The organism is Robertmurraya dakarensis (assembly GCF_900156875.1).
GTDB classification, from domain to species: Bacteria; Bacillota; Bacilli; order Bacillales; family Cytobacillaceae; genus Robertmurraya; species Robertmurraya dakarensis.
Genome location: NZ_LT707409.1, coordinates 896,656 through 918,099, shown reverse-complemented (window position 1 = coordinate 918,099; position 21,444 = coordinate 896,656). Strand labels below are relative to the sequence as shown.

Annotated in this window: 20 protein-coding genes and 1 riboswitch; of the genes, 6 read left to right on the top strand and 14 right to left on the bottom strand. The window is 37.4% G+C overall.

Annotated features, from left to right (window positions below):
- Positions 1 to 55 precede the first annotated feature (55 nt).
- Together CZ487_RS26640 and CZ487_RS13465 are read right to left on the bottom strand one after the other, a co-directional pair.
- A complete protein-coding gene (locus CZ487_RS26640; protein WP_154676035.1) occupies positions 56 to 217 on the bottom strand; it encodes a hypothetical protein in 162 nt (53 codons plus the stop codon).
- 106 nt (positions 218 to 323) lie between these two features.
- Positions 324 to 1,778 (bottom strand): serine hydrolase domain-containing protein, encoded by a 1,455-nt coding sequence (locus CZ487_RS13465; protein ID WP_077212719.1) that lies wholly within the window; start codon positions 1,776 to 1,778, stop codon positions 324 to 326.
- Positions 1,779 to 2,241: 463 nt separating this feature from the next.
- Between CZ487_RS13465 and CZ487_RS13460 the strand changes: the two genes are divergently transcribed.
- Positions 2,242 to 3,375 (top strand): GGDEF domain-containing protein, encoded by a 1,134-nt coding sequence (locus CZ487_RS13460; RefSeq protein ID WP_077212717.1) that lies wholly within the window; start codon positions 2,242 to 2,244, stop codon positions 3,373 to 3,375.
- A 485-nt stretch (positions 3,376 to 3,860) separates the two neighbouring features.
- Positions 3,861 to 4,457, top strand: a complete 597-nt coding sequence (locus tag CZ487_RS13455) for a class I SAM-dependent methyltransferase (RefSeq protein ID WP_077212715.1) — start codon at positions 3,861 to 3,863, stop codon at positions 4,455 to 4,457.
- Positions 4,458 to 4,639: 182 nt separating this feature from the next.
- On the opposite strand, the gene CZ487_RS13450 is transcribed toward CZ487_RS13455, so the two are convergent.
- Together CZ487_RS13450 and CZ487_RS13445 are read right to left on the bottom strand one after the other, a co-directional pair.
- Entirely contained in the window at positions 4,640 to 6,355 is a 1,716-nt protein-coding gene (locus CZ487_RS13450) for a GMC family oxidoreductase (protein ID WP_077212713.1), read from the bottom strand.
- A gap of 275 nt (positions 6,356 to 6,630) precedes the next feature.
- On the bottom strand, positions 6,631 to 7,041 hold the full coding sequence (locus CZ487_RS13445; RefSeq protein ID WP_077212701.1) for an Lrp/AsnC family transcriptional regulator: 411 nt from the start codon (positions 7,039 to 7,041) through the stop codon (positions 6,631 to 6,633).
- 120 nt (positions 7,042 to 7,161) lie between these two features.
- Here CZ487_RS13445 and CZ487_RS13440 point away from each other — a divergent pair, with 120 nt between their 5' ends.
- Entirely contained in the window at positions 7,162 to 7,923 is a 762-nt protein-coding gene (locus tag CZ487_RS13440) for an MBL fold metallo-hydrolase (protein WP_077212699.1), read from the top strand.
- A 76-nt stretch (positions 7,924 to 7,999) separates the two neighbouring features.
- Here the strand turns inward: CZ487_RS13440 and CZ487_RS13435 are convergent, their stop codons facing one another.
- The 3 genes from CZ487_RS13435 to helD all read right to left on the bottom strand — a co-directional run bounded on the left by CZ487_RS13435 (position 8,000) and on the right by helD (position 12,903).
- Positions 8,000 to 9,349 carry a TrkH family potassium uptake protein gene (locus CZ487_RS13435; protein ID WP_077212697.1) on the bottom strand — a complete coding sequence of 450 codons (1,350 nt, stop codon included), beginning with the start codon at positions 9,347 to 9,349 and terminating at the stop codon, positions 8,000 to 8,002.
- 24 nt (positions 9,350 to 9,373) lie between these two features.
- Positions 9,374 to 10,027, bottom strand: a complete 654-nt coding sequence (locus CZ487_RS13430; protein WP_077212684.1) for a potassium channel family protein — start codon at positions 10,025 to 10,027, stop codon at positions 9,374 to 9,376.
- A gap of 85 nt (positions 10,028 to 10,112) precedes the next feature.
- A riboswitch (cyclic di-AMP (ydaO/yuaA leader) is annotated at positions 10,113 to 10,260 on the bottom strand.
- A gap of 297 nt (positions 10,261 to 10,557) precedes the next feature.
- Positions 10,558 to 12,903 carry an RNA polymerase recycling motor HelD gene (helD, locus tag CZ487_RS13425; protein ID WP_077212680.1) on the bottom strand — a complete coding sequence of 782 codons (2,346 nt, stop codon included), beginning with the start codon at positions 12,901 to 12,903 and terminating at the stop codon, positions 10,558 to 10,560.
- Between the two features lie 287 nt (positions 12,904 to 13,190).
- Here helD and CZ487_RS13420 point away from each other — a divergent pair, with 287 nt between their 5' ends.
- Positions 13,191 to 14,213, top strand: coding sequence for an NADH:flavin oxidoreductase/NADH oxidase (locus CZ487_RS13420; protein ID WP_077212677.1), 1,023 nt, complete (start codon positions 13,191 to 13,193; stop codon positions 14,211 to 14,213).
- Positions 14,214 to 14,377: 164 nt separating this feature from the next.
- Here CZ487_RS13420 and paiA read toward each other — a convergent pair whose 3' ends face one another.
- Together paiA and CZ487_RS13410 are read right to left on the bottom strand one after the other, a co-directional pair.
- Positions 14,378 to 14,896 carry a spermidine/spermine N(1)-acetyltransferase gene (paiA, locus tag CZ487_RS13415; RefSeq protein ID WP_077212675.1) on the bottom strand — a complete coding sequence of 173 codons (519 nt, stop codon included), beginning with the start codon at positions 14,894 to 14,896 and terminating at the stop codon, positions 14,378 to 14,380.
- A gap of 25 nt (positions 14,897 to 14,921) precedes the next feature.
- Positions 14,922 to 15,374: a MarR family winged helix-turn-helix transcriptional regulator gene (locus tag CZ487_RS13410; protein WP_077212672.1), complete on the bottom strand. Its 453-nt coding sequence runs from the start codon at positions 15,372 to 15,374 to the stop codon at positions 14,922 to 14,924.
- Between the two features lie 124 nt (positions 15,375 to 15,498).
- Here CZ487_RS13410 and CZ487_RS13405 point away from each other — a divergent pair, with 124 nt between their 5' ends.
- Entirely contained in the window at positions 15,499 to 15,942 is a 444-nt protein-coding gene (locus CZ487_RS13405) for a GNAT family N-acetyltransferase (protein ID WP_077212669.1), read from the top strand.
- An 18-nt stretch (positions 15,943 to 15,960) separates the two neighbouring features.
- Positions 15,961 to 16,605 carry a YczE/YyaS/YitT family protein gene (locus tag CZ487_RS13400; RefSeq protein WP_077212667.1) on the top strand — a complete coding sequence of 215 codons (645 nt, stop codon included), beginning with the start codon at positions 15,961 to 15,963 and terminating at the stop codon, positions 16,603 to 16,605.
- 53 nt (positions 16,606 to 16,658) lie between these two features.
- On the opposite strand, the gene CZ487_RS13395 is transcribed toward CZ487_RS13400, so the two are convergent.
- From CZ487_RS13395 to CZ487_RS27180, 5 genes are all read right to left on the bottom strand, one after another.
- Positions 16,659 to 17,366 (bottom strand): DNA alkylation repair protein, encoded by a 708-nt coding sequence (locus CZ487_RS13395; protein WP_077212665.1) that lies wholly within the window; start codon positions 17,364 to 17,366, stop codon positions 16,659 to 16,661.
- 187 nt (positions 17,367 to 17,553) lie between these two features.
- A complete protein-coding gene (locus CZ487_RS13390; RefSeq protein WP_337189739.1) occupies positions 17,554 to 18,012 on the bottom strand; it encodes a DinB family protein in 459 nt (152 codons plus the stop codon).
- Between the two features lie 214 nt (positions 18,013 to 18,226).
- Complete coding sequence (locus CZ487_RS13385) at positions 18,227 to 18,664, bottom strand: SRPBCC domain-containing protein (RefSeq protein WP_077212661.1); 438 nt, start codon at positions 18,662 to 18,664, stop codon at positions 18,227 to 18,229.
- A 130-nt stretch (positions 18,665 to 18,794) separates the two neighbouring features.
- On the bottom strand, positions 18,795 to 19,163 hold the full coding sequence (locus CZ487_RS13380; RefSeq protein WP_077212659.1) for a hypothetical protein: 369 nt from the start codon (positions 19,161 to 19,163) through the stop codon (positions 18,795 to 18,797).
- Between the two features lie 143 nt (positions 19,164 to 19,306).
- Positions 19,307 to 19,771, bottom strand: a complete 465-nt coding sequence (locus CZ487_RS27180; RefSeq protein ID WP_077212647.1) for a glycine zipper domain-containing protein — start codon at positions 19,769 to 19,771, stop codon at positions 19,307 to 19,309.
- Between the last annotated feature and the right edge of the window lie 1,673 nt (positions 19,772 to 21,444).

Sequence of the window (21,444 nt, the reverse complement as noted above, 5' to 3'; positions counted from 1 at the left end):
ACCAATCATCACGTAATGACTGGTTTAATTAGGAAACGTCTTAACGGAATACTTTTTAATTCAGATTTTCGTTCCCCTTTTTCTTAACGGTCATCCAAATTTCACTATAGGCGTTTTCATATGTTCTATTATGGTTCGTATAATAAATCCCAGGTAAGTCAGCTGCTTCATAATCTGAAGAACTCAGCCATAATGATTTAATTTCTTTAACATTCATTTCCCTTCCTTACAAGTACATATTACCGTTAAACTTAATGACTGACTTGATATTCTAAAACAGAAATGATCGATAGCTGCCAAGGGAAGCAGCTACTATTGCAATCTCAATTACGATGTAACCTTATTCGGTAATACACTCTCAAAATTGTAAGAGCAAATCCAATGATAAAAATGATTACCAATAAGATCATGGCTGATGGAAAAAGGCCGAATGCATCTAGAATCGTCGAACTATTATTTTCTAGTGTCGGAACAATAAACAATAACCAGCTGATCCCAACGACAGGAATCAATTGTGGGATTAAACGCAAATAAAATCTCCAAGCTGGATGGTGTTTGCGTTTATCAGTCCATTTGTTACTTCTCCGTATTCCTCTAATTCCTAAAATTAAGTAAAGCAATGTAATAACACCAAGTGATAGATCAATAATTTTAGGTGTTGGTGCTTTCAATTCAGGGTCTTTTCCCTCCGTCAATTGAATGATCCCTGAACTCATCTCGTATGAATGTTCAAATGTAGTTGTGAAACTGTTCAGTAATACTGCAACACCATAGCCGCTGCTTGGTATGATATCTTGTTGAGATTGAAAAGTTGAAATTGAGCCACTATGAGAAATACGAGCTGGTTTAATACCGGGAGAGCTAAAAGACCAGCCAAGCCCATATTTTTCACTTCCAGGTTGTGGTGAGTAGGACTCCTTCAAAAGTTTTTGTGACAATAAAGGTTCTCCATTATTAATTTCCCCTCTGCTTGTATGCATAGAAAGCCATTTTCCAATATCACTAGCAGTCGTGAAGATGCTGCCTGAACCACTGAACATTTTTTCAAGTTCTCTCCAAGGCATTGCCGTGCCATATAACGTCACATATCCGCGAGGGATCCCTAATTTTTCTACAATATCTCCTGAGTTAACGGCTGAGATAGAGTCTTCCATTCCTAGCGGTAAGAATACGTTCTTTGTTAGATAAGCATTAAAATCCAACCCGCTTACTTGTTCTACCAAATAAGCTAAAGTCCAGTAGTTTGCATTACTATAATAATGTTTTTCTCCCGGTTCATATTGGAGTTTCCAATCTCGGAGGCGATCTACACCTTCCTTTAAAGTATACGCTGGAGCCACAATGGTAGGATTTGGCAGACCGGAAGTGTGACTCAAAAGCTGTCGTACAGTCACCTTTTTCCATCGAACGTCATCAAGTGTTAATTCTGGAAGATAATTTACAACAGGGTCATCAAGTTTAATTTTTCCTCTATCAATCAATTGTAACACTGCAAATGCAGTAAATGGCTTTGTCCCGGAAGCAATACCAATTTGAGACTTTGCTGTCAGTGGTTTTCCTTCAGAATCATGTCCAAAGCCTTTTTCATAAAGTACGTTCCCATCCTTTACGATGACAATCGCTGCACCAGGAAGTCCGTTTTTTTCGATATAATTCTTAACATATTCATCAACATCTGCAGTATCAAAAGGTTCGTCAGCCTGGGTTTGTAACGAGATATTCCATAATAGTCCGAAGACACTCATCATAACTAGAAAAATAAAACTCTTTTTATACATTGCATATACTCCTTCCTTTCAATTTGACCTAAAGAAAAAGAGAGTGAATCATTCCCGTTCACTCAACTTGAAATTAGTTATGTATTAGTTGCTGACCGCTGGGGCATTACGAAAAAACCCTTCGCCTGTCTTAATTTAAGAATTTGTATTAACTGATCCTGTAGAGTAGCTTTGTAAGTTACCTCTATAACGAATTGGTCCCAAATACAGATATTTCCCCTTTTAGCGAGGTTTGATCGCAGCTGACTGAAACTTCTGATGTGGCATAGTTAAGGCTTCCCTTCGGCTCAATGTCTTTTATAATTTTTCCAACAATTACTATGTTATTCGGTGCCTCTTCCACATCTTATCTGTTTTTTTAATATCAGCTCTAATAGGAATTTAAGAAAATTAATCTATCAATTTGCTAATTCATGTAATAAAATGAAAAATTATGAAGGGCATTTTTAGGAAGTGATCATTAATGAAGTATATTGGAAGATTGTCCGCATGTATTCTTGTTCTAGTGACGAATTGTTTTTACATAATTTATTACTATTTAAGAGATGGATTCATTGATTCTATTGAGTTTGTAGGTTTGCCTATTTTGCTAGTAATTGCTTGGTGGGTTGGTAAGCAATATGATAAGTCAAGGCTGCTTGAGAAAAAATTCGAACTTGAAAGCAAAGAGTTTGAAAGGCGCAATAGGTTGTTTCAAACCATATTTGAAACCGCTCCTATCGGTATTGCTCTCCTTGATAAAAATGGAAAACCGGTAATTTCTAATCCGAAGCTGCAAGAATTTCTTGGATATACTGGCATTGAGTTGAGTGCGATGAGTTTGAGTGAATTTAGTCAGAATGATGACGCTGAGCTAAATATGAAACTTCTCAATGAATTATTGGAAGGGAAGATCGATCACTACCTTTTAGAAAAAAGATACTTTCGTAAGGACGGTCAACTAGTTTGGGGCCAGGTAACCTCCTCTCTTTTTCCAATCCCAAATAATGATGGGTCCAACTATGTTATCGGAATGGTAAATGATATCACAGAACGGAAGATCGCTGAACAGCGGCTTATGGAAGCTTATCAAGAATTGGAGTTCCTCTCTAATAGAGATGGATTAACGAAAATAGCAAATCGTCGTTATTTTGATGATTATTTCATAAACGAATATAATCATTCTGTACGATATCATAGACCCCTATCCTTAATATTATTGGATATTGACTACTTTAAAGAATACAACGATCATTATGGTCATGTAAAAGGTGATGAGTGTTTAATACAAGTAGCTGAAACAATTGAAACGACCATTAACCGTCCTAAAGATCTCGTTGCTCGCTATGGAGGAGAAGAATTTATAATTCTGTTGCCTGAGACTGATATCAATGGTGCTGCGGTAGTCGCGAAAAAAATTAGCTTAGCTATCGAGAAACTGAAAATACCTCATATCGGCTCAAGTGTTAGCAGATATTTAACCGCAACGCTTGGAATGTCTACATTACTAGTTGATTCTCAGTCAACACCCGAAGATTTAATAAGTCAAGCAGATAAAGCGCTCTATCAAGCTAAACAAAAAGGGCGTAATGCAATTGAAATTTATATTATGGAATAAAATAGGGAATGAATCTCTTGAAATATGTAACCAGTAAATAGGTATATTTGCTTTGGGTAAACTATGAAATGTGTTTGAAAAATATAGGGAATAATTCCCCTTAATTTGGGAAATACCCATATTTCCTGAAAGATAAGGGGAGTTTTTCCCTTTAAATGATCAAAATCTTTTGATTTTACCTTAATTAAAGAGGATAACGGGAATTTCTCCGCTTATATTGCTTCTTACGCCTCCCCTCAATACAATAGCGGGAATTTCTCCGCTTAAAAAGATCATGGTACCAACTTCCCTTTACAAATTACCATGTTTTTTCGCCAGTTATTTAACCTGTTACTACTTTAAGACATTCTTTAGCCTAATACATAGGTAAATTGTGGCTTTGTGCCGGTTCAATAAGACAGAGCTTTAGGAAAATAGCTCTTACGGTTTTGATTTTGTTATAATAGCCGCGATACAGCTTTAATTATGAATAACAGGAGTGGCATATGGAAAATAACGTTTTTGAACAGATTGCAAAAAGGTATGATACAGAAGAAAGAATTGAATTGGCTAAGGTGATCGTTAAGGAAGTAAGATCAGAATTAAGCAATTGTACCTCAAAGTCTTTAATAGACTATGGGAGCGGTACGGGTCTCGTTAGCTTAGAATTATCGGATTTAGTGGAATCGATATTGTTGGTGGATTCATCAAAACAGATGTTGGACGTTGCGGCAGCGAAGATTTCTCACAGAGGAATTACGAACTCAAAAGTGCTGTATTCGGATTTCACTCAAGAAACTCCTGAACTTAAGGCGGATATCGTTTTGATGTCGTTAGTCCTTCTACATATTCCGGATACGAAGAAAATTTTACAAGAATTGTTCCATATTCTAAATAACGATGGCAAGTTAATTATTGTTGATTTTGATAAGAATGATAAAATACATCATCCAAAAGTGCACAACGGTTTTTCTCATGAAGAACTGCGTGAAAAATTATTACAAGTTGGATTTAAATCAACTGAACTTAAAACCTTCTATCATGGTAATCGTATTTTTATGAACCAAGATGCCTCGATGTTTATTGCCAGCAGTAAAAAGTGAATCGTAGTACATCTATCTGCCAGTTACTCAATAATAGTGTGACGGAAATCAATGTTCACATAAACTTTTTCTTCAATATCTTAACACAACAATACCAGCCTGCTTAAAGAGCTGGTATTGTTCCTTCCGCTCGTGGAACATTATTGTGAAACAAGAAAAACCGGGGCGTCCCTGTGACTTCGTTAACTACTTTCTTCACAATCCTCATCAAATTCTTGGGTATCAAAACCGTTCTGAATGAATCTTACTGCGTTTAGGCCGATCATCTGGGCAGGTATGGACGTGTTGCCGTCTGGTAGGATTGGGGAAACTGAAAGGTCAGCTACTTTTAGATTTCTTGTACCAAAGACATTGAGGAAGCCGTCAACCACGCCTTCTTGGATGTTGTTCCCCATTTTACATTGACCGCCAAAATGGTCAAAATTCGAATAAGAAGCTCTTGCAAAATCTGAAAGTATCGTTCGCTTTTCTTGTTCATCATCTAAATGGAATATATCCTCAGGTGGGTATACAACCCGATAAATGCCATCTGGGTCTATTTCGCGAGCTTTCTCGATAACATTAAATGTTTCAATATACTGATCCACCATATAATTTAAGTCATCTGTATTTCCTAACGGGTTAAATTCAATCGCAGGATAAGCCTCGGGATCGCTATGCGCAGCCAATATAGAGCCTCGGCTTTTTGGATTAAGGTCGGAAATCGCAAAACTCATGACATTACTAGGTTGTTCAGGATCAAATTGCCAACTATTTGCAAACACTTCTTGAATTGGCAGTAATAAGGAAACTGGTAACCCTATTAATTGAAGTCGGCGTCCTGGTCCATCTCCCTGTTTAAATGCACCAATTGCTAGTGGAATAGGGTCAGCAGTTAACACCTGTAAAAGACGGGTTGTTTCCACTTCAATTCCCATCCCAACATAATATTGAGTTTGGAAATTGTGTCCTACATTGGGACTTTCGATCAATGGCGTTATTCCTGCATTCGCTAAATCTGTTGGTCTCCCAATTCCCGATCGCTGTAATATGACGGAAGAAAAAATGCCTGCTGAAAGAATGACACCTTTTCGAGCAGAAGCTCTTTCTGTCACGCCATTCCGAACAAATTCAACACCAACAGCTGTATGAACACCCCTTTTAGATTTGAATAAGATCTTATTTACCGTTGTTTTTGCAAAAAGGACCAACTTCCTTTTTCCAACCCCAAACTCATCTGGATGAAACTCATTTCCCTGCGTAACAATATTTTCATTTAAATAACCAGTAGCAGTAGAGGAACGTATGAACATACCGTTAACTTCCTGTTGAGTAATTTGTCCTTTTAAAAATGTACAATCTCTTATTTCCGTATTATAGTCCTCCACTATCGGGATCTCCAGAACCTCTGAAGCAGCCTCGACTAGAGTTTGGATTAACCCGCTATTCGGAATATTTTGCTGTCTTACAAAAATAGGACCTTCTGTTCCCCGTTCGTTTGGACTTTGTGTATTACCTGTATAGGTTTCATTTTTAATAAATAGGGAACGAATCTTGTCATAACTCCATTGATTACCAACTAGACTTGCCCACTCATCATAAAGTTGTCTGCTTCCACGTACAGCAGACATGAAATTATGATGTGAACTTCCTCCGATGACTCTACCATTTCTTACTCTAAGTTGATGTCCGATCTGTTCCTCTGTTTTTGTCAGCATATTAAATGAAAGCCTATTATCGTTTGCTCGTTGTTCTGCTATTTCAAGAGAAGGGCTAGAATTCTCCATGTTTGTTCCAGCCTCAAGCACTAGTACGGAAGTTTTTTTATCATCCGTTAACTCCTTGGCAATGATACCTCCCGCAGTTCCAGCACCAATGACGATATAATCAAATTCATTCTTATTGTCTTTTCCCCCCATTTGTTCATCTCCTTTCATAATAGGAGATGCATGTCCACTTAAATTAGTGTGGACAAAATCATTAATTATGGAAAATAAAGGTCTTATATATTAAAACTGAGCATTTAGCTTAAAGTTATTCCTAACTCGTTAGCCCGTGCGTACTTACGGGTTTCAGTATTTTTTTAAAACCCCTGGGGTCAATCAATCAATCAATGAATTACATTTAAATAGTAAGAGGGTGTTATCTTGTTGAGATCAACTCCTACTTGTGTAGGGAGGTTATTGTGATATCTTTATTTCTTTATAACTATAGATAATTTATAGTTAACGTGTTTGCTTAGCCCCACTAAAAACTCATCTAACACTTCATTGGATGGAAATTTGCATTCTAAAAGGTAACAACTATCACCACTTATTTTGTAGTTATTGATTACATATTCTTTTTGTGACTGTATGTATGAAAGGAACGGTTCATGATACGTGCTTTGAGTGATGATATTGATCATTGCATGGATCACGTACCCCAGTTTTTCTTGGTTAATTTTAATCGTATACCCTTCAATCACTCCACTGTCCTCAAGCTTCGCAACCCTTGCTGCTGTTGCTTGACCAGTCAAATGCACCTTCTCCCCCAGCTCCTTCATCGTGATACGACTGTTCTTAGATAATTCTTCTATAATAAGCAAATCAGTATGATCTAGCATATATTTTTAACTCCTTTCATTAATCAAGCAAAATCGCCAAAAGACTTGATTTCTTCTATGTATCTGAGCACGTGGAATAGTATAAGCTATATTTAGTTTTAAGAAAAGGAGATAATCACTATGAATATACAACACATTCGAAATGCTACATTAATTGTTCAGTATGCAGAAAAGAAGTTTTTAATAGATCCATTTTTAGCAGAAAAAGGAACTTACCCTCCTTTTCCTAACTCATTAAGACAAGATCAACAAAATCCTTTGGTAAGCTTACCCCTTTCCATTGACGAAATTATTAGTGGAATCGACGCAGTGATTGTCACCCATTTACATTTAGATCACTGGGATGATACTGCTAAAGAGGTATTGCCAAAAGAAATCAAGATATTTGTTCAAAATGAAGAAGATGCAGTAGAAATTAAAAACGCAGGTTTTATAAATGTCGAAGTCTTACAAGAAAACACAGTCTTTCAAGATATTAAGTTAACGAAAACAAAAGGCGAGCACGGACGAGGAGATATCTTAAAACTTGCTGGTCTTGTCTGCGGTGTTGTTTTCGAACACCAAAGTGAAAAAACATTATATGTCGCTGGCGATACTGTTTGGTATGAAGCGGTTCAGGAAGTGATCGATACACATAAACCAGAAGTCATTGTCGTAAACGGTGGAGATAATCAATTCTTGCAAGGCGGTTCTCTCGTAATGGGGAAAGAAGATATTTATGAAGTGTATAAAGCAGCCCCGAACGCGAAAATATTATCCGTCCATATGGAAGCAGTGAATCACTGGACATTATCAAGAGAGGAATTAAGAACTTTCGTCAATGAAAAAGGAATCACTTCAAATGTATTAGTACCTAACGACGGTGAATCCTACACGTTTTAAATTGTAAGAGGCAGCAGGCAACATCCATTTTTATGGATACTTGCCTGCCTTTTATATTTTACTGTGCCGTCTGCCTTTAACCTACAATAATTCTTTCTTTCGGATAATGATAGCTAGCTTCAAGCTGCCCTCTATTGAATAAGAAAATAAAGGATAAAATGCCAATTCGACCAATAAACATGAGTATTATTATGACTATTTTTCCAACAGTGTGCAGCTCAGGGGTTATTCCCATCGATAATCCAGTCGTTCCAAAAGCAGAACTAACCTCAAACATTATTTCCATAACAGAGAATGGTTCTGTTTGCAAAAGGGTGATGGTTCCAATAAAGCACAGGACAAAAGCAAGAAAACTAACCACAACTGACTTGCGAACATCCTCTTCATCTATTTCTCTTCTGAAAACTTTAATACTCTTTTGACCTCTTGCAAACGAGAGAATTAATAGCACAATGACCGCAAAGGTTGTTGTTCTAATACCGCCCCCAACTGAACTTGGAGATGCTCCTATAAACATTAAAAAACATAATATTAATAAAGTTGCTGGTGTGAACTCACTTACATCCATTGTTGCCAACCCGCCATTCCTAGTTGTTGAGGATTGAAATAATGCGTAAAAAAAGGATTCATGCCAACTTTTATCGGCAAAATAATGATTAGCTTCTAGTATCAATATCATAATCGTCCCGAAAATCATTAATGAAAAAAACGTAACGGTTGTCAACTTTGTATATAATGAGAAGTGAACCCTATATTTTCTCTGTTTACTTCTTAAATAATCCCGTACTTCAATAAGGACAGGAAAACCAATCGCCCCTAATGTTAGAAGGATAATATTAATAAATTGTACAAAATAATCATGCGCAAATGGTACAAGATAATTCCCAGTAATATCAAAGCCTGCATTTGTTGTTGCACTTACAGAAGCAAAAAGGCCCTGTAAAACTGCTTCTTGCCAAGTGGGATAATAAGTTAAAAAGTAGGTTCCCAAGATTAAGGTTCCTGCCAGCTCAATTGTAAGGATCATGATTAGAATATGACGCATTAATTTTACCAAACCAGATAGATTTGTCTGATTTTGATCTGTCATGATTAAACGCCTTTCCTTCAAACCGATCTTCTTTCCTAGAATAATCCATAGAAAAGTCCCAAGCGTCATAATCCCAATTCCGCCGAACTGCAAGATAAAGAGTAATATGAATATTCCTGGTGTGCTAAAAGTATCGACGATCGACACAACTGAGAGACCTGTAACACTTACAGCACTAACGGCAGTAAATAATATATCTATAAAATCCCAGTTTACCCCGGGTTTTAAAGCAATGGGTAAACTAAGGAGACCTGTGGATACAAAAACTGCAATAACGTAAAATAGCACAATCATTTGAGCAGGACTAAGGTCGAACTTACGTAGATTTTTAAACATGATTTAGTTCCCCTTAATTAGAAGTTATATCCCCTTATCTTCCAAACGCTTTAGTTCTTGTTTATGCCCCATAACTACTAATATATCTTTCTCAAAAATCACATCATCTGGGTGTGGTGCTATATTAATATCTTCACCTCGTTTGATTGCCAAAACCGTACATCCATACTTTGCTCGTATATTTAATTGAACCAGTGTTTTATTATTAAGTTTTGGAGTTGCTTCCATCTCCACGATACTATAATCCTTTGACAATTCAATAAACTCAATTACCTTTTCCGAGTCTAATTGGTGTGCAACCCTAATTCCCATATCTTGTTCAGGGTGAATAATTCGATCAGCTCCGATTTTATCTAGTATTTTATGATGATGAATGTTCTGAGCCTTCACGACTGCTTTTAGTCCTAATTCTTTTAGGAGTAGAGTTGACTGAATACTTGCTTCAATGTTCTCTCCGATTGCCACAATTCCATAATCGAAATTTCTAACACCTAGAGCCTTTAAATCCTTTTCTTCCGTACCATTTGCTACAACTGCATGTGTAGAAAAATCAACCATATCCCTTACTTTCCCCTCTTGCAGGTCCACAGCCAACACCTCGTGCCCTAAATGGTACAGTTCTTTACAAACACTACTTCCAAAACGCCCTAAACCAATAACGACAAATTGCTTCTTCATAGCCATCTCCTCTTTCTTTCTCTACACCAACAAAAAAAGACCATTACAAATAGAATGGTCGCATGATCCCTTTGACCTTTCTCCCTATAAGTAAATTTAACGCTTACGGAGTTAGCTGACGGATTAGGGATTGAGAGTATCCCCTCTTACTTATTTAAGTAAGATTCACCCCAGGATAGATGAGTACTATCCAATTGGTTCCCCCGTTCAAATTGATTCAGCGAATAAAAGGTGTAAAGATTTTCTTTAATAAAAATGATAAACAAAATCTACTCTTCTCCACCTTATTTGTCAACCTGTTTTTTAGAAGATATATATTGATAGAGATGACAGACACCATCCAAATAAATGGATGGTGTCTGTGGATTATTTAAGGTCTTCTATCGAATTAATATCGACATATTCTGGTACAACCAGGCCGTTCTTACCTCCTGTGAGATTTTCCCCAAGGTTAAAAAAAGGATATGAAATCTATTCTCTTAGAGAGAAAAGTTTCATATCCATTAAACACTTTTGATATACGGCGTCAATTAAAGTTGATCAGTTTGAATGAAACCGTCCTTTAATGTGTTTTGTAAAAATGGAGTAGGTTCGCCCACGCTGTATAACTGCAAGTAATGCATAGCCCTGGTGCAGGCGGTGTAAAAAACTCTGCGTAAGCTTTCATCACCGTATACATGCTTCGATGCATCATAAATGATGACAGCATCAAATTCGATTCCCTTGGACAAATACGACGGTACAACCACTACTCCTTGCTCATATTCCAGCGAGTTGCTCTTGATGAGTTTAATTTCTTCAATGTCAGACAAGGACTTGTAAGCACTTAAGCTCTCCTCAGCAGATTTGCATATGATGGCAATACTATTTAGACCTAGACCTTTCAATTCGGCGACTTTAGAAGAAATACAGCTGAGCAGTTCTTCATGATGTGCTGCTTGTTTCAACGCAGGTCGTTCACCATCTCGTTCAAAAGGAATTATACTCTCTCCATTTGGAACGAGCCTTCGCGTAAATTCAATAATCGGTTTGGTAGATCGGTAACTTCGCGGAAGATTGATCACATTCGTCTCATCTGGTCCGTAAAGGTTGGTAAGTGTGTTGAAGTCAACCTGTTCGCTGGCATGGGCAAAGATTCCCTGATTAAAGTCGCCAAGCACGGTCATCCTTGCAGCAGGAAACAACCTTCTCAAAAATTCAAATTGAAATGGTGAATAGTCTTGAGCCTCATCCACAATGATGTGCTTGATCGAACTGTTGATCTGAAAGCCCAGTAATAACTCTTTTAAAAGTAAAAACGGAGTAGCATCTTCATAATATAGTTTATCTTCGTCGAGCATTTGTATTGTCAACTGACAAATAGCTCCCAAATCCTCTGGTGTCTCACCTTTCATATTATTTTTGATTACAACGGGATCAGCAAATAGCTGCTGGTATATCCCCTTTAAGTCAATGAAACGAAACGATTTGATTCGTTTTCGCAGCGGCTTCAATTTTTGACGAACAATCAATGATGCTAGTGCTGCTGGTTCAATCTCATAGTCAGCACTATTTTCTCTTGTGAAACCTCTTTTTTCTGCTAAGTACATATGCGCTTTATGGTAAGCTTCATTACTAAGAAGCTCGATTTCTTCTTGCACCCACGGCTTTCCTCGTTCAACCTTTTGTACTTCTTTTATTTTTTTCAATAGCCAATCCTTCAAACTTTCAAGTCTATTATGGAAGCGAAGTGAAGTATCATGAGTATAAAATCTTTCTGTTATTTGTTTTCCGGTAACGATTGGCTTCCCTCTAAAATTAATGTCCTTAAATAACATTCCTGATGATTCTAGTGATTGTCGATAAAACTGAATGGCATTGAAAAAATCAGTAGATGCTTTAAAACGAATACTCGCAATCCTCGAACAATACGACGGTTGATTCCGCGCGGTTAATACATACTCCAATTGTTCATAGGGATTTTCAACTTGAAACTGTTTACTTAATCGATGGTCCAAATATTCCTGAAAGGTGACTTGCTGCATATTCTCTTCACCGAGTTCTGGGAGCACATTCGATACGTAACTGCTAAACATGGTATTCGGCGAAAATAGGATAATTTGATCTGCATGAATACGATCTCGATATTTGTAGAGCAAATACGCAATTCTTTGCAAGGCGGCCGATGTCTTGCCGCTGCCGGCTGTACCTTGAACAATGAGAAGCCTCCCGTGATCATGACGGATGATCTTGTTTTGCTCCTGCTGAATGGTCGCTACGATACTATGCATCTGTTTGTCAGTCCCTTTGCCCAGAACTTGCTGCAAAATCTCGTCTCCTATGGTAATACTTGTATCGAACATGGATTGAAGCTCGCCGCCGCGGATAAGATATTGCCATTTCTTCTCCAATACGCCTTGAACGGTGCCGCCTGGAGTTTCGTACTGAGCCGGGCCAGGCTGGTAGTCGTAGTAGACGCTCGAAATCGGGGCCCTCCAGTCGTAAATCAAGAAATCTTCTCCGCTAGGATCACTAAGCGACGAAATTCCAATATAGATTTGTTCCTGAGTGGAATTCCCATCTTCAGTAAAATCGATTCGGCCAAAATAAGGTACCTCCTGCATTCGACGCAGTGTAGATAAACGCTTGGATGCGTGTCGATGGGTGCTTTGATTGACAGCCAAAGCTTGAGCTTCTTGCCGCAACCCAATAATGGTCTCAAGATAATCATCAAAGGTATCCGTATTAACCTTCACTTCATCCCAAAAGTGCTTGCGGATATGAACCACTTCATTCTTTCGTCTGGCAGTTTCTTCTTCTAATCTGCTGATTTCATTCGAAATGATTTCTGTTACACGATCTACTCGTTTCTGCTCCTGGTGAAGTTCGGAATTCATAGCAAACACTCCTTGAAAAAAATTTAATAAATAGGTTGACTAACTCATTGAATACATCGTATAATTAAGATAGGGATATTAGATTAAAAATATATAAAGTGATGTATATCTATATAAATTTAACATAAATGCTCATTATTTTCAATGGCCTTTCTATTTAAAAAAGCAGTATTCGACATGAATACTGCTTTTTTGTATCTATATGACATTTCGCAATCATTATATTTTTTTATCTCACAAAAATATGGGACAATATAAATATAAGTTTTTACAAAGGAGTCCTTAAGATGAATCATTTATTTAGTCCCTTTAAATTTAAAGCGTTGGAATTAAAAAACCGTATCGTTATGCCTCCAATGTGTCAATATTCAGTGGAAAAGAAAGATGGAGTTGCAACTGATTGGCACTATCTCCATTATGTAAATCGAGCTATTGGCGGTGCTGGGTTTATTATCATTGAAATGACCGATGTTGATCCTGATGGACGGATTACAGACAATGACTTAGGATTATGGTCAGATGAACAAGTTCCTGCTTTAGCTAGAATTGTTGAAGCATGCCATCAATACGGAGCAAAGGTTGGTATTCAAATTGCACATGCTGGGCGTAAAGCAGTAGATGCTCCTGTGCCTGTTGCTCCTTCAGCTATTCCGTTTGATGAAAATTCAAAAACACCAAGGGCCCTTTCCACAGAAGAAGTAAAGGAAATGGTAGAAAAATTTCGTAAGGCTGTTAAACGCGCCATTAATGCAGGGGTAGACGCCATTGAAATTCACGGTGCTCATGGATATTTAATCCATCAATTCCACTCCCCTTTAACCAACAAACGAGATGATGAATACGGAAAAGATTTAACAAAGTTTGGCAGTGACATTATCCAAGCTGCAAAAAGGGAAATGCCAAATGATATGCCGTTAATCATGCGTATTTCAGCCAAAGAGTTTGTAGAAGGTGGATACGGTATTAAAGAAAGTATAGAGTTTGCTAAAAAATATCAACAGGCTGGAGTAGATATGTTTCACATCTCTTCGGGTGGTGAAGGTCCGATCGGTTCAAGAGGCAAACCGGGTACGCATGCTGGTTATCAAGTTCCGCTTGCAAGAGATATTAAGAATGCCCTTCATGTTCCAGTAATTGCAGTTGGAAGATTGGATGACCCTATTCTAGCTAACTCCGTTATCGGAAATGAAGATGCCGATCTTGTTGCTGTAGGAAGAGGAATGTTAAGAAACCCTCACTGGGCATTAGAGGCTGCAACGATACTTAATAAAGAAACTGAAGTTCCAAAACAATACTTAGCTGGATTTTAAACTATAATTTATTATTTAAACGCTTGCAGGCAATTCTCAATATATGAGGATTGCCTTAACTATTATTTCACATGGATCATTATGCTAGGATCATGATTGCAGGTCTTACCCATCCGTTATCTTCCTTCATGAGAAATGTTATTTCCAACTTCTTAAACTTAAACTTATAGGAGTATTTTCGTCATAATGAAATCTGTCTGTTCTTCATCCCCCATATTAAAGGAATGGGCACCTGTTTGAACAAACCCCATTTTCTTATAGAAGGCAATAGCATTTTCATTTTTTTCCCAGACGCCAAGCCATATTTTCTTTTTAGTAAGGTTTCTAGCAATATCTATCGCTTGATTTAGCAGATATTTGCCAAGCCCCTGTTTCTGAAAATGGCTTTTTATATAAATTCGCTCAATTTCAAGTGACTCGTCTCCCATTTTTTCAGACTGGGCATCATTTATATTGATCTTTAAATATCCAGCAATTTCGTTATGAAAATGTACAAAATAGAATTGAGAGGATGAATTCAATAATTCCTTTTCTAATTGTGTTGAGTTAAATGCCTTTTCCATGTAGGCTTTCATATTTTCAGGTGAATTCTGATCTTTAAATGTCTCATTAAAAGTTTCATAACTAATTTTTTGAAGTTCGTGCAAATTTTCTAAAGTGCACCTTCTTAACTTTATCTCCATTTGATCTGTCACTCCCTTTATCTCTTCAATAGTTTCTCTTGTTTCCTTTTTTCACAAATTCCCAGTCTTTCTCAACATTTTTCCTTACTTTTTGAAGTAAATGGAAAATGGTTTCTGTTTCTTTTTCAGAAAATCCCTCTAAAGCCACGAGATTTGAATAATCATTTTCTCTTTTTATGAAAGGATATACGGTGTTCCCTTTCTCTGTCGGAAAGAGTTTTTTAATTTTTTTGTTATGATGATCGTCTTTCTTTTCAATAAACCCTTTCATTTCAAGCTTTTTGACCGCACGGGCCGCTGTTGTTCGATCTACTTTTATCATCTCAGCTAACTTTTCTTGAATGATTCCTGGATTTTCACATATTCGTACAAGGTATAAATATTGCCCTTTTGTAAGGTCATATTCTTTAAATTCGATATTGCTGATAGAATCTAATGCCCTGGCAATCATTCCAATTTCACGAAGAATTTCTTTCATGGTTAGCTCCTTAACTGACTTTTTTTGTTGCATTTACTACAATCGTGATTTATATTAAATTTAATCTATTTTTGTTGCATTTACAACATAATAAACTAAATAATTTTTAAAGGACTGAAAATAAATGAGTGCAAAAAGAGTTACGACTAATGAAGAATTAAAGGCAGCATTTGCGATCAGGAAAGAAGTGTTTGTCAAAGAACAAGGCGTACCACTAGAAGATGAATTTGACCAGTTTGATACATTAAATGGACTTTGCGAACATATAGTAGTCCATTATAATGAACAACCCGTCGGAACAGGCAGGATTCGGTTTATTGATGGAGTTGGTAAGTTGGAGCGAATCTGCATCCTTGAACCTTACCGTAAATACGGTCTTGGAAAAATGATTATCAAGACATTAGAAGAAATCGCAGAAGAACGGGGAGCCTCTCAGGTTAAACTGCATGGCCAAACACAGGCAGAAGGTTTTTATAAAAATCTTGATTATCGTACTTCGTCTCCTATCTTTATGGAAGACGGTATCCCGCATGTTCTAATGATTAAAGAACTATCCAGCAAATCATGATAAAGAGGGTCGAGTAAGTTGAAATATGTTCTTTATGTAGCGGGTATACTGCTATTAACACTCGGTATTTCTTTCACGATCCAATCTGACCTTGGAACTTCGCCTTTTGATGCACTATTGGTAGGGCTGGCCTACAAGGTGGGACTTACCGTAGGCAGCTGGGAGATCATTATAGCTTTCGTATTAATAGGTGTTAATTCACTTTTAAAATGGCAAAGGCCTGAATTTTTGGGGTTGGTAACAGCTTTTATAACAGGTGTTGGAATTGATATGTGGCTATTTCTACTGCACAATTCCATAACACCTGAGCTATGGTACAGCAAATTCGTTTATTTTGGAATCGGCTTAGTGGTAATAGGATTCGGAACCGCTATCTACTTACATACAAATTTTGCTCCCATTCCAGTTGACCGGTTAACTTTGATACTCCAAGAACTAACAAGAACCAATATATTTTTATCAAGAACATTCATTTATCTCTTATTCTTGATACTAGCTTTCTTTTTTAATGGCCCCATCGGCGTTGGGACATTATTAACCGTATGTCTCGGGGGAATCATTCTTAATTCCTTTATGCCCATTACTGGAAAAATAGTAAACTCGATATTATCAAAATCTAATATATCGTCGAATTCTAATCAAGATAATCACCGTTCCATGTAGAAACGTTACCTATGAGCTAGGTGTCTTGGATCCCCCCCAAGACAAAGCTTTCTTTAACATCTTACATATTTGCGTTTAAAACCCAGCCTTCCTTTATCAATATCTTTTTGAATATTTTCATAAGCGTTTAGGAAGCTGCTTTTTTTCTTTTCTCGCTTCACTTCTACTGTTCCTACTTCTGCTGCGGTCTCCACTGCCTTTTCATTTAGTGGTAAATAGGATATTCCCACAGTATATAAAAAATTATTCATAGAGGCTTTCGTACGTTCTGGAGAATCATGAATCGTATTTTTCACCATATCGAGCATTTGGGAGAGCTTGGTTTCGGAAAATTCATGGTCAGGGCGATTCCCCAGCAGCCAGCAGTAGCAGCTCCAGCCCGCGGACATTCTTAACTCGTCACCGCTTGCAATCCATTTATCAGCAACGTCTTGTGCAATATCTGACTCAGATAATGTTACTGCAACCACATAATCGGACAACATATAAAAATAGGCTCCATCCATCCAGCGGTCAAAATCAGCCTCAGTCATCGCTGTTGGGTCTGCAATAATGCCTGCAAAATACATGGCGTCATAATTGCCTGTAGTATAAAGCTCTTCAGCTAAACGTTGATCTATTTTTATTTTCTTTGCGATTGGTTTCATAGCACCTGTAGCCACCCCAAATAACGGCTCATGTGCACCATTAGATATGTACATTTTCTTGGTACGTTCTTTCCCTAGAGCTTCAAGCTCTTGCATAACTGTTTCAAAATCCATCGTCTTGCACTTCCTTCCATACTCACATGACTCTTCTCAATTTTACCATTAATCTCTTCAAGTATTCAGCTTCAGAACTCAACAAAGAACCGGCTAGTAAAAAGGAGCCGGTTCTTAAAGGGAAGCACTCATTCTGTTCAACAAATTATTTGTTAAATAATGGTTCTCATGATCAATGCCTTTGTATCTATCTCACAAATGTAATAAAATCAATATCAACTGGTTCAAACCCACCCGCTCGAAGTCTTGAATTTATCTGGCCTCGATGATACTGACCATGTAATGCTACATGTGTTAAAATATCTCGTACAGAATTCTTAAACTCTATTCCCTTACTATTTTTGTAGAAGATTAATTGATCGAGGTTTGTATCTGTTAATTTAGTGAAAAATGCTGTGATACTTTCTTCATTTTCCGCAACAAGGTCCGCACATACTTCTATATCTGCCTCTGACCAGATCGGCAGCTGTGAACTGTCCAAACCTTGTAATCTAGTTAACCATACTTTTTCTGCAAAAAGGATATGAGAAAATAAGCGACACAGCTCTTGATTTTCCCCATCCAGGCTTTGCAATGTTTCAAGAATGCGTTGATTTGCCCAATGTAAATGCTCATACATCTTTTGGATCGTTTTCAAATAGAGCACACCACCAATAATTAAATTTTTAACAGAACTTTCTATACTTTATTTTACCACATACTTCCATTAATTGAGACCAAAATAATACTATTCTTGGTTCAGCATCCACGACAAAAAAAGCGTGAATCCTTTCTTGGATCCACGCACCTATGTGAGAAGAAATTGAATTGAAACATGCTGTCAAACACCTAAAAAAGGTGCAGCTCTTTTACCGTATAACTTATAAACTTTCCGCTAATTCTTTTATTACTTTTTTTGACTCTGATGCAAATTCTACCGAGGCATCATAATAATCTTGTCCGCCGCTTAGAAGTGAAAAATCACCAATTTCAATTTTTAATAAAGTGCGACCGTCTAAGTCTTCTAACTGATACAGATAGGCCACATCGCCTTCATTCGGCTGGACTGCCCAATTCGATGAGTATAAGGCAATTTTCAATTCCTTCATTTCTTCAGCTTTTATAATCGTAGTTATCGTCTGTCCACCGTTAGGATGCTCCCAAACCACCTTGCTCCCCTTCGTCATATTTTCAGAAGGATAGTCTTCTGGAAGTTCATCCCATTGTGCTACATATTTTGGGTTAACGAGAACCTCCCAGACTTTTGAAGGAGCTGCTTCTATATGTATTTCATCTTTTACAATTAGTGTATCGGTCATGACTCTGCCTCCTAAAATCATTCATAATATTGCTGCTTCATTATCAATATTAACATAATATTTAAACAATACTAACAAATGACACTTGTTAGGATTAGGGGGCAATTATGATTTCATTAGAAACGCTATGTTAATGAATTGAATTATTGGTAAATCCCTTCCCAAGAACACTTTTTTTATCTAAACCAACATAGACTACAAGGTTTCCAGAAGAATCAGAATTCGTGTTGTTAAAGGTAACAGAATAAACTTCGTCTTTGTTATAAATTTTATCAATTGATGATTTTATATCATCTTTAACAGGTACTTTCTTTACAATCGAGTCCTTTGGGCTCACTTTAATTAATTCACGTTCTGCATCAGTCAAACTATTGTAAGCGACCATCTCTATTGACAATGGTTTGACTGGTGCAGAGTAAAAAGAAACTATTCCTGTAACCTTGAAAATTAAAAATACCCCTAAGCCCCCGAAAATAAGCAGTTTAATTGACCCGCGCATAATACCCCTCTCCTGTCTTAAATATGTCCAATACAACCAATACATCTATTTTTCTATCCATATCATCTTGACTGACCAAATTCTTATAGTCTTTATGAGATCCAATTAAACCTAATTATGCGTAGTTCATAAGTAAACACTAGTTACAAGGTCAGCCCTTTTTTCTTAGCATCTTCATCAAAGCTTGCGCCAATTGCGGCACCAATACCGATTCCGATTGGCAACCCTAGTGCGATATTATCAAAGATAAGGAATCCAAATACTACACCCAAACTTGAGCCGATCGATATAAATAAACTCATATAATACCCAGACGGGATTAATTTGTGCTGCTTTTGCAGATGAGAAATGATGCTGCTGATGATTTGTTTTTGCTGTTTAAAATCATTTTCTTCAAGAACATTCCTTTTTTCAAAAAGTTGTATAATTTGTTTTTCGATTTCATTAAAACGTCGATCACATTCCTCACAATCACTTGAAAAGGAATACAATTTTTCAATTATTCGCTTACACTTGTCTAATCCAAGTTTCTTAGCAGCTTTTTCATCAACAGTGTTTTTTAATTCCTCAAGGATGGTGTTAAGCTTCTCCACTCTTTGATGTTCCAATGTTCAGCCTCCTAAGATCTTGCTCGCTATTTTTTCGTGATCGAATTTATATTCTTCCTACATAATTAAACTTTATATATCTTACATTCTAATACGGTTTATCATGGTAGATGTTTTATATTTTAATACTTTTTTAGTAAAAAAAGAGCTGCCCTTTTAACAGCTTGACCTTGGTACAAACACCTTCATGATTTGTTAATAACACAATAACACATACTGCATTTTCTCCATCTGTATGGTCCCTGAATACAGCAGTTTCATTTTTCATGTAGAAATAAAATTTCATTGATTAGATTCATATCTTTTCATATATTGAATATATACGCCTCTGTAGCTGTAGAAGGGAAGAGCGCCGGAAAACATTGTAGAGCCGGGTCGCAAGGCAAAGGTTTCAGAAGCACCGAAAAGCAAATTAGCTGAGACAGGTGAAATTCCTGTCGGTGAAATTCCGTAGGGAAGCGTGTTCCCCTTAGCCTATGCTTACGAAAGGAGTGCGGGTTCGAATCCCGTCAGAGGCATTTAAAAGTTTGCCATAGCAGTCCCCCTCTTTAACTTTAGCCCCGCATTTTTGAATCACAAACGGTATTCTAGCAGGTGGTTCCATCGCAGCGAGAGAAAGAATCGGGCTTCATCTTGGGGATGAGAACCGTAATTATCATTGCATGAGAAAGAAACGGGCTTCATCTTGGGGATGAGAACCGTGACTATCACAGCAAGAGATAGAAGCGGTCTTCATCTTGGGGATGAGAACCATAACTATCATTGCATGAGAAGGAAACGGTCTTCATCATGGAGATGAGAACCGTAACTATCACTGCATGAGAAGCAAACGGTCTTCATCATGGAGATGAGAACCGTAACTATCACTGCATGAGAAGGAAACGGTCTTCATCATGGAGATGAGAACCGTAACTATCACTGCTTGAGAAGGAAACGGTCTTCATCTTGGGGATGAGAACCGTAACTATCACTGCAAAAAGAGGAAACGGTCTTCATCATGTGGATGAAAACCGTAACAACAGCATCAAGAGAAGAAAACGGTCTTCATCATGGAGATGAGAACCGTAACTATCACTGCTTGAGAAGCAAACGGTCTTCATCATGGAGATGAGAACCGTAACTATCACTGCATGAGAAGGAAACGGTCTTCATCATGGAGATGAGAACCGTAACTATCACTGCTTGAGAAGGAAACGGTCTTCATCTTGGGGATGAGAACCGTAACTATCACTGCAAAAAGAGGAAACGGTCTTCATCATGTGGATGAAAACCGTAACAACAGCATCAAGAGAAGAAAACGGTCTTCATCATGGAGATGAGAACCGTAACTATCACTGCTTGAGAAGCAAACGGTCTTCATCATGGAGATGAGAACCGTAACTATCACTGCATGAGAAGGAAACGGTCTTCATCATGGAGATGAGAACCGTAACTATCACTGCTTGAGAAGGAAACGGTCTTCATCTTGGGGATGAGAACCGTAACTATCACTGCAAAAAGAGGAAACGGTCTTCATCATGTGGATGAAAACCGTAACAACAGCATCAAGAGAAGAAAACGGTCTTCATCATGGAGATGAGAACCGTAACTATCACTGCTTGAGAAGCAAACGGTCTTCATCATGGAGATGAGAACCGTAACTATCACTGCATGAGAAGGAAACGGTCTTCATC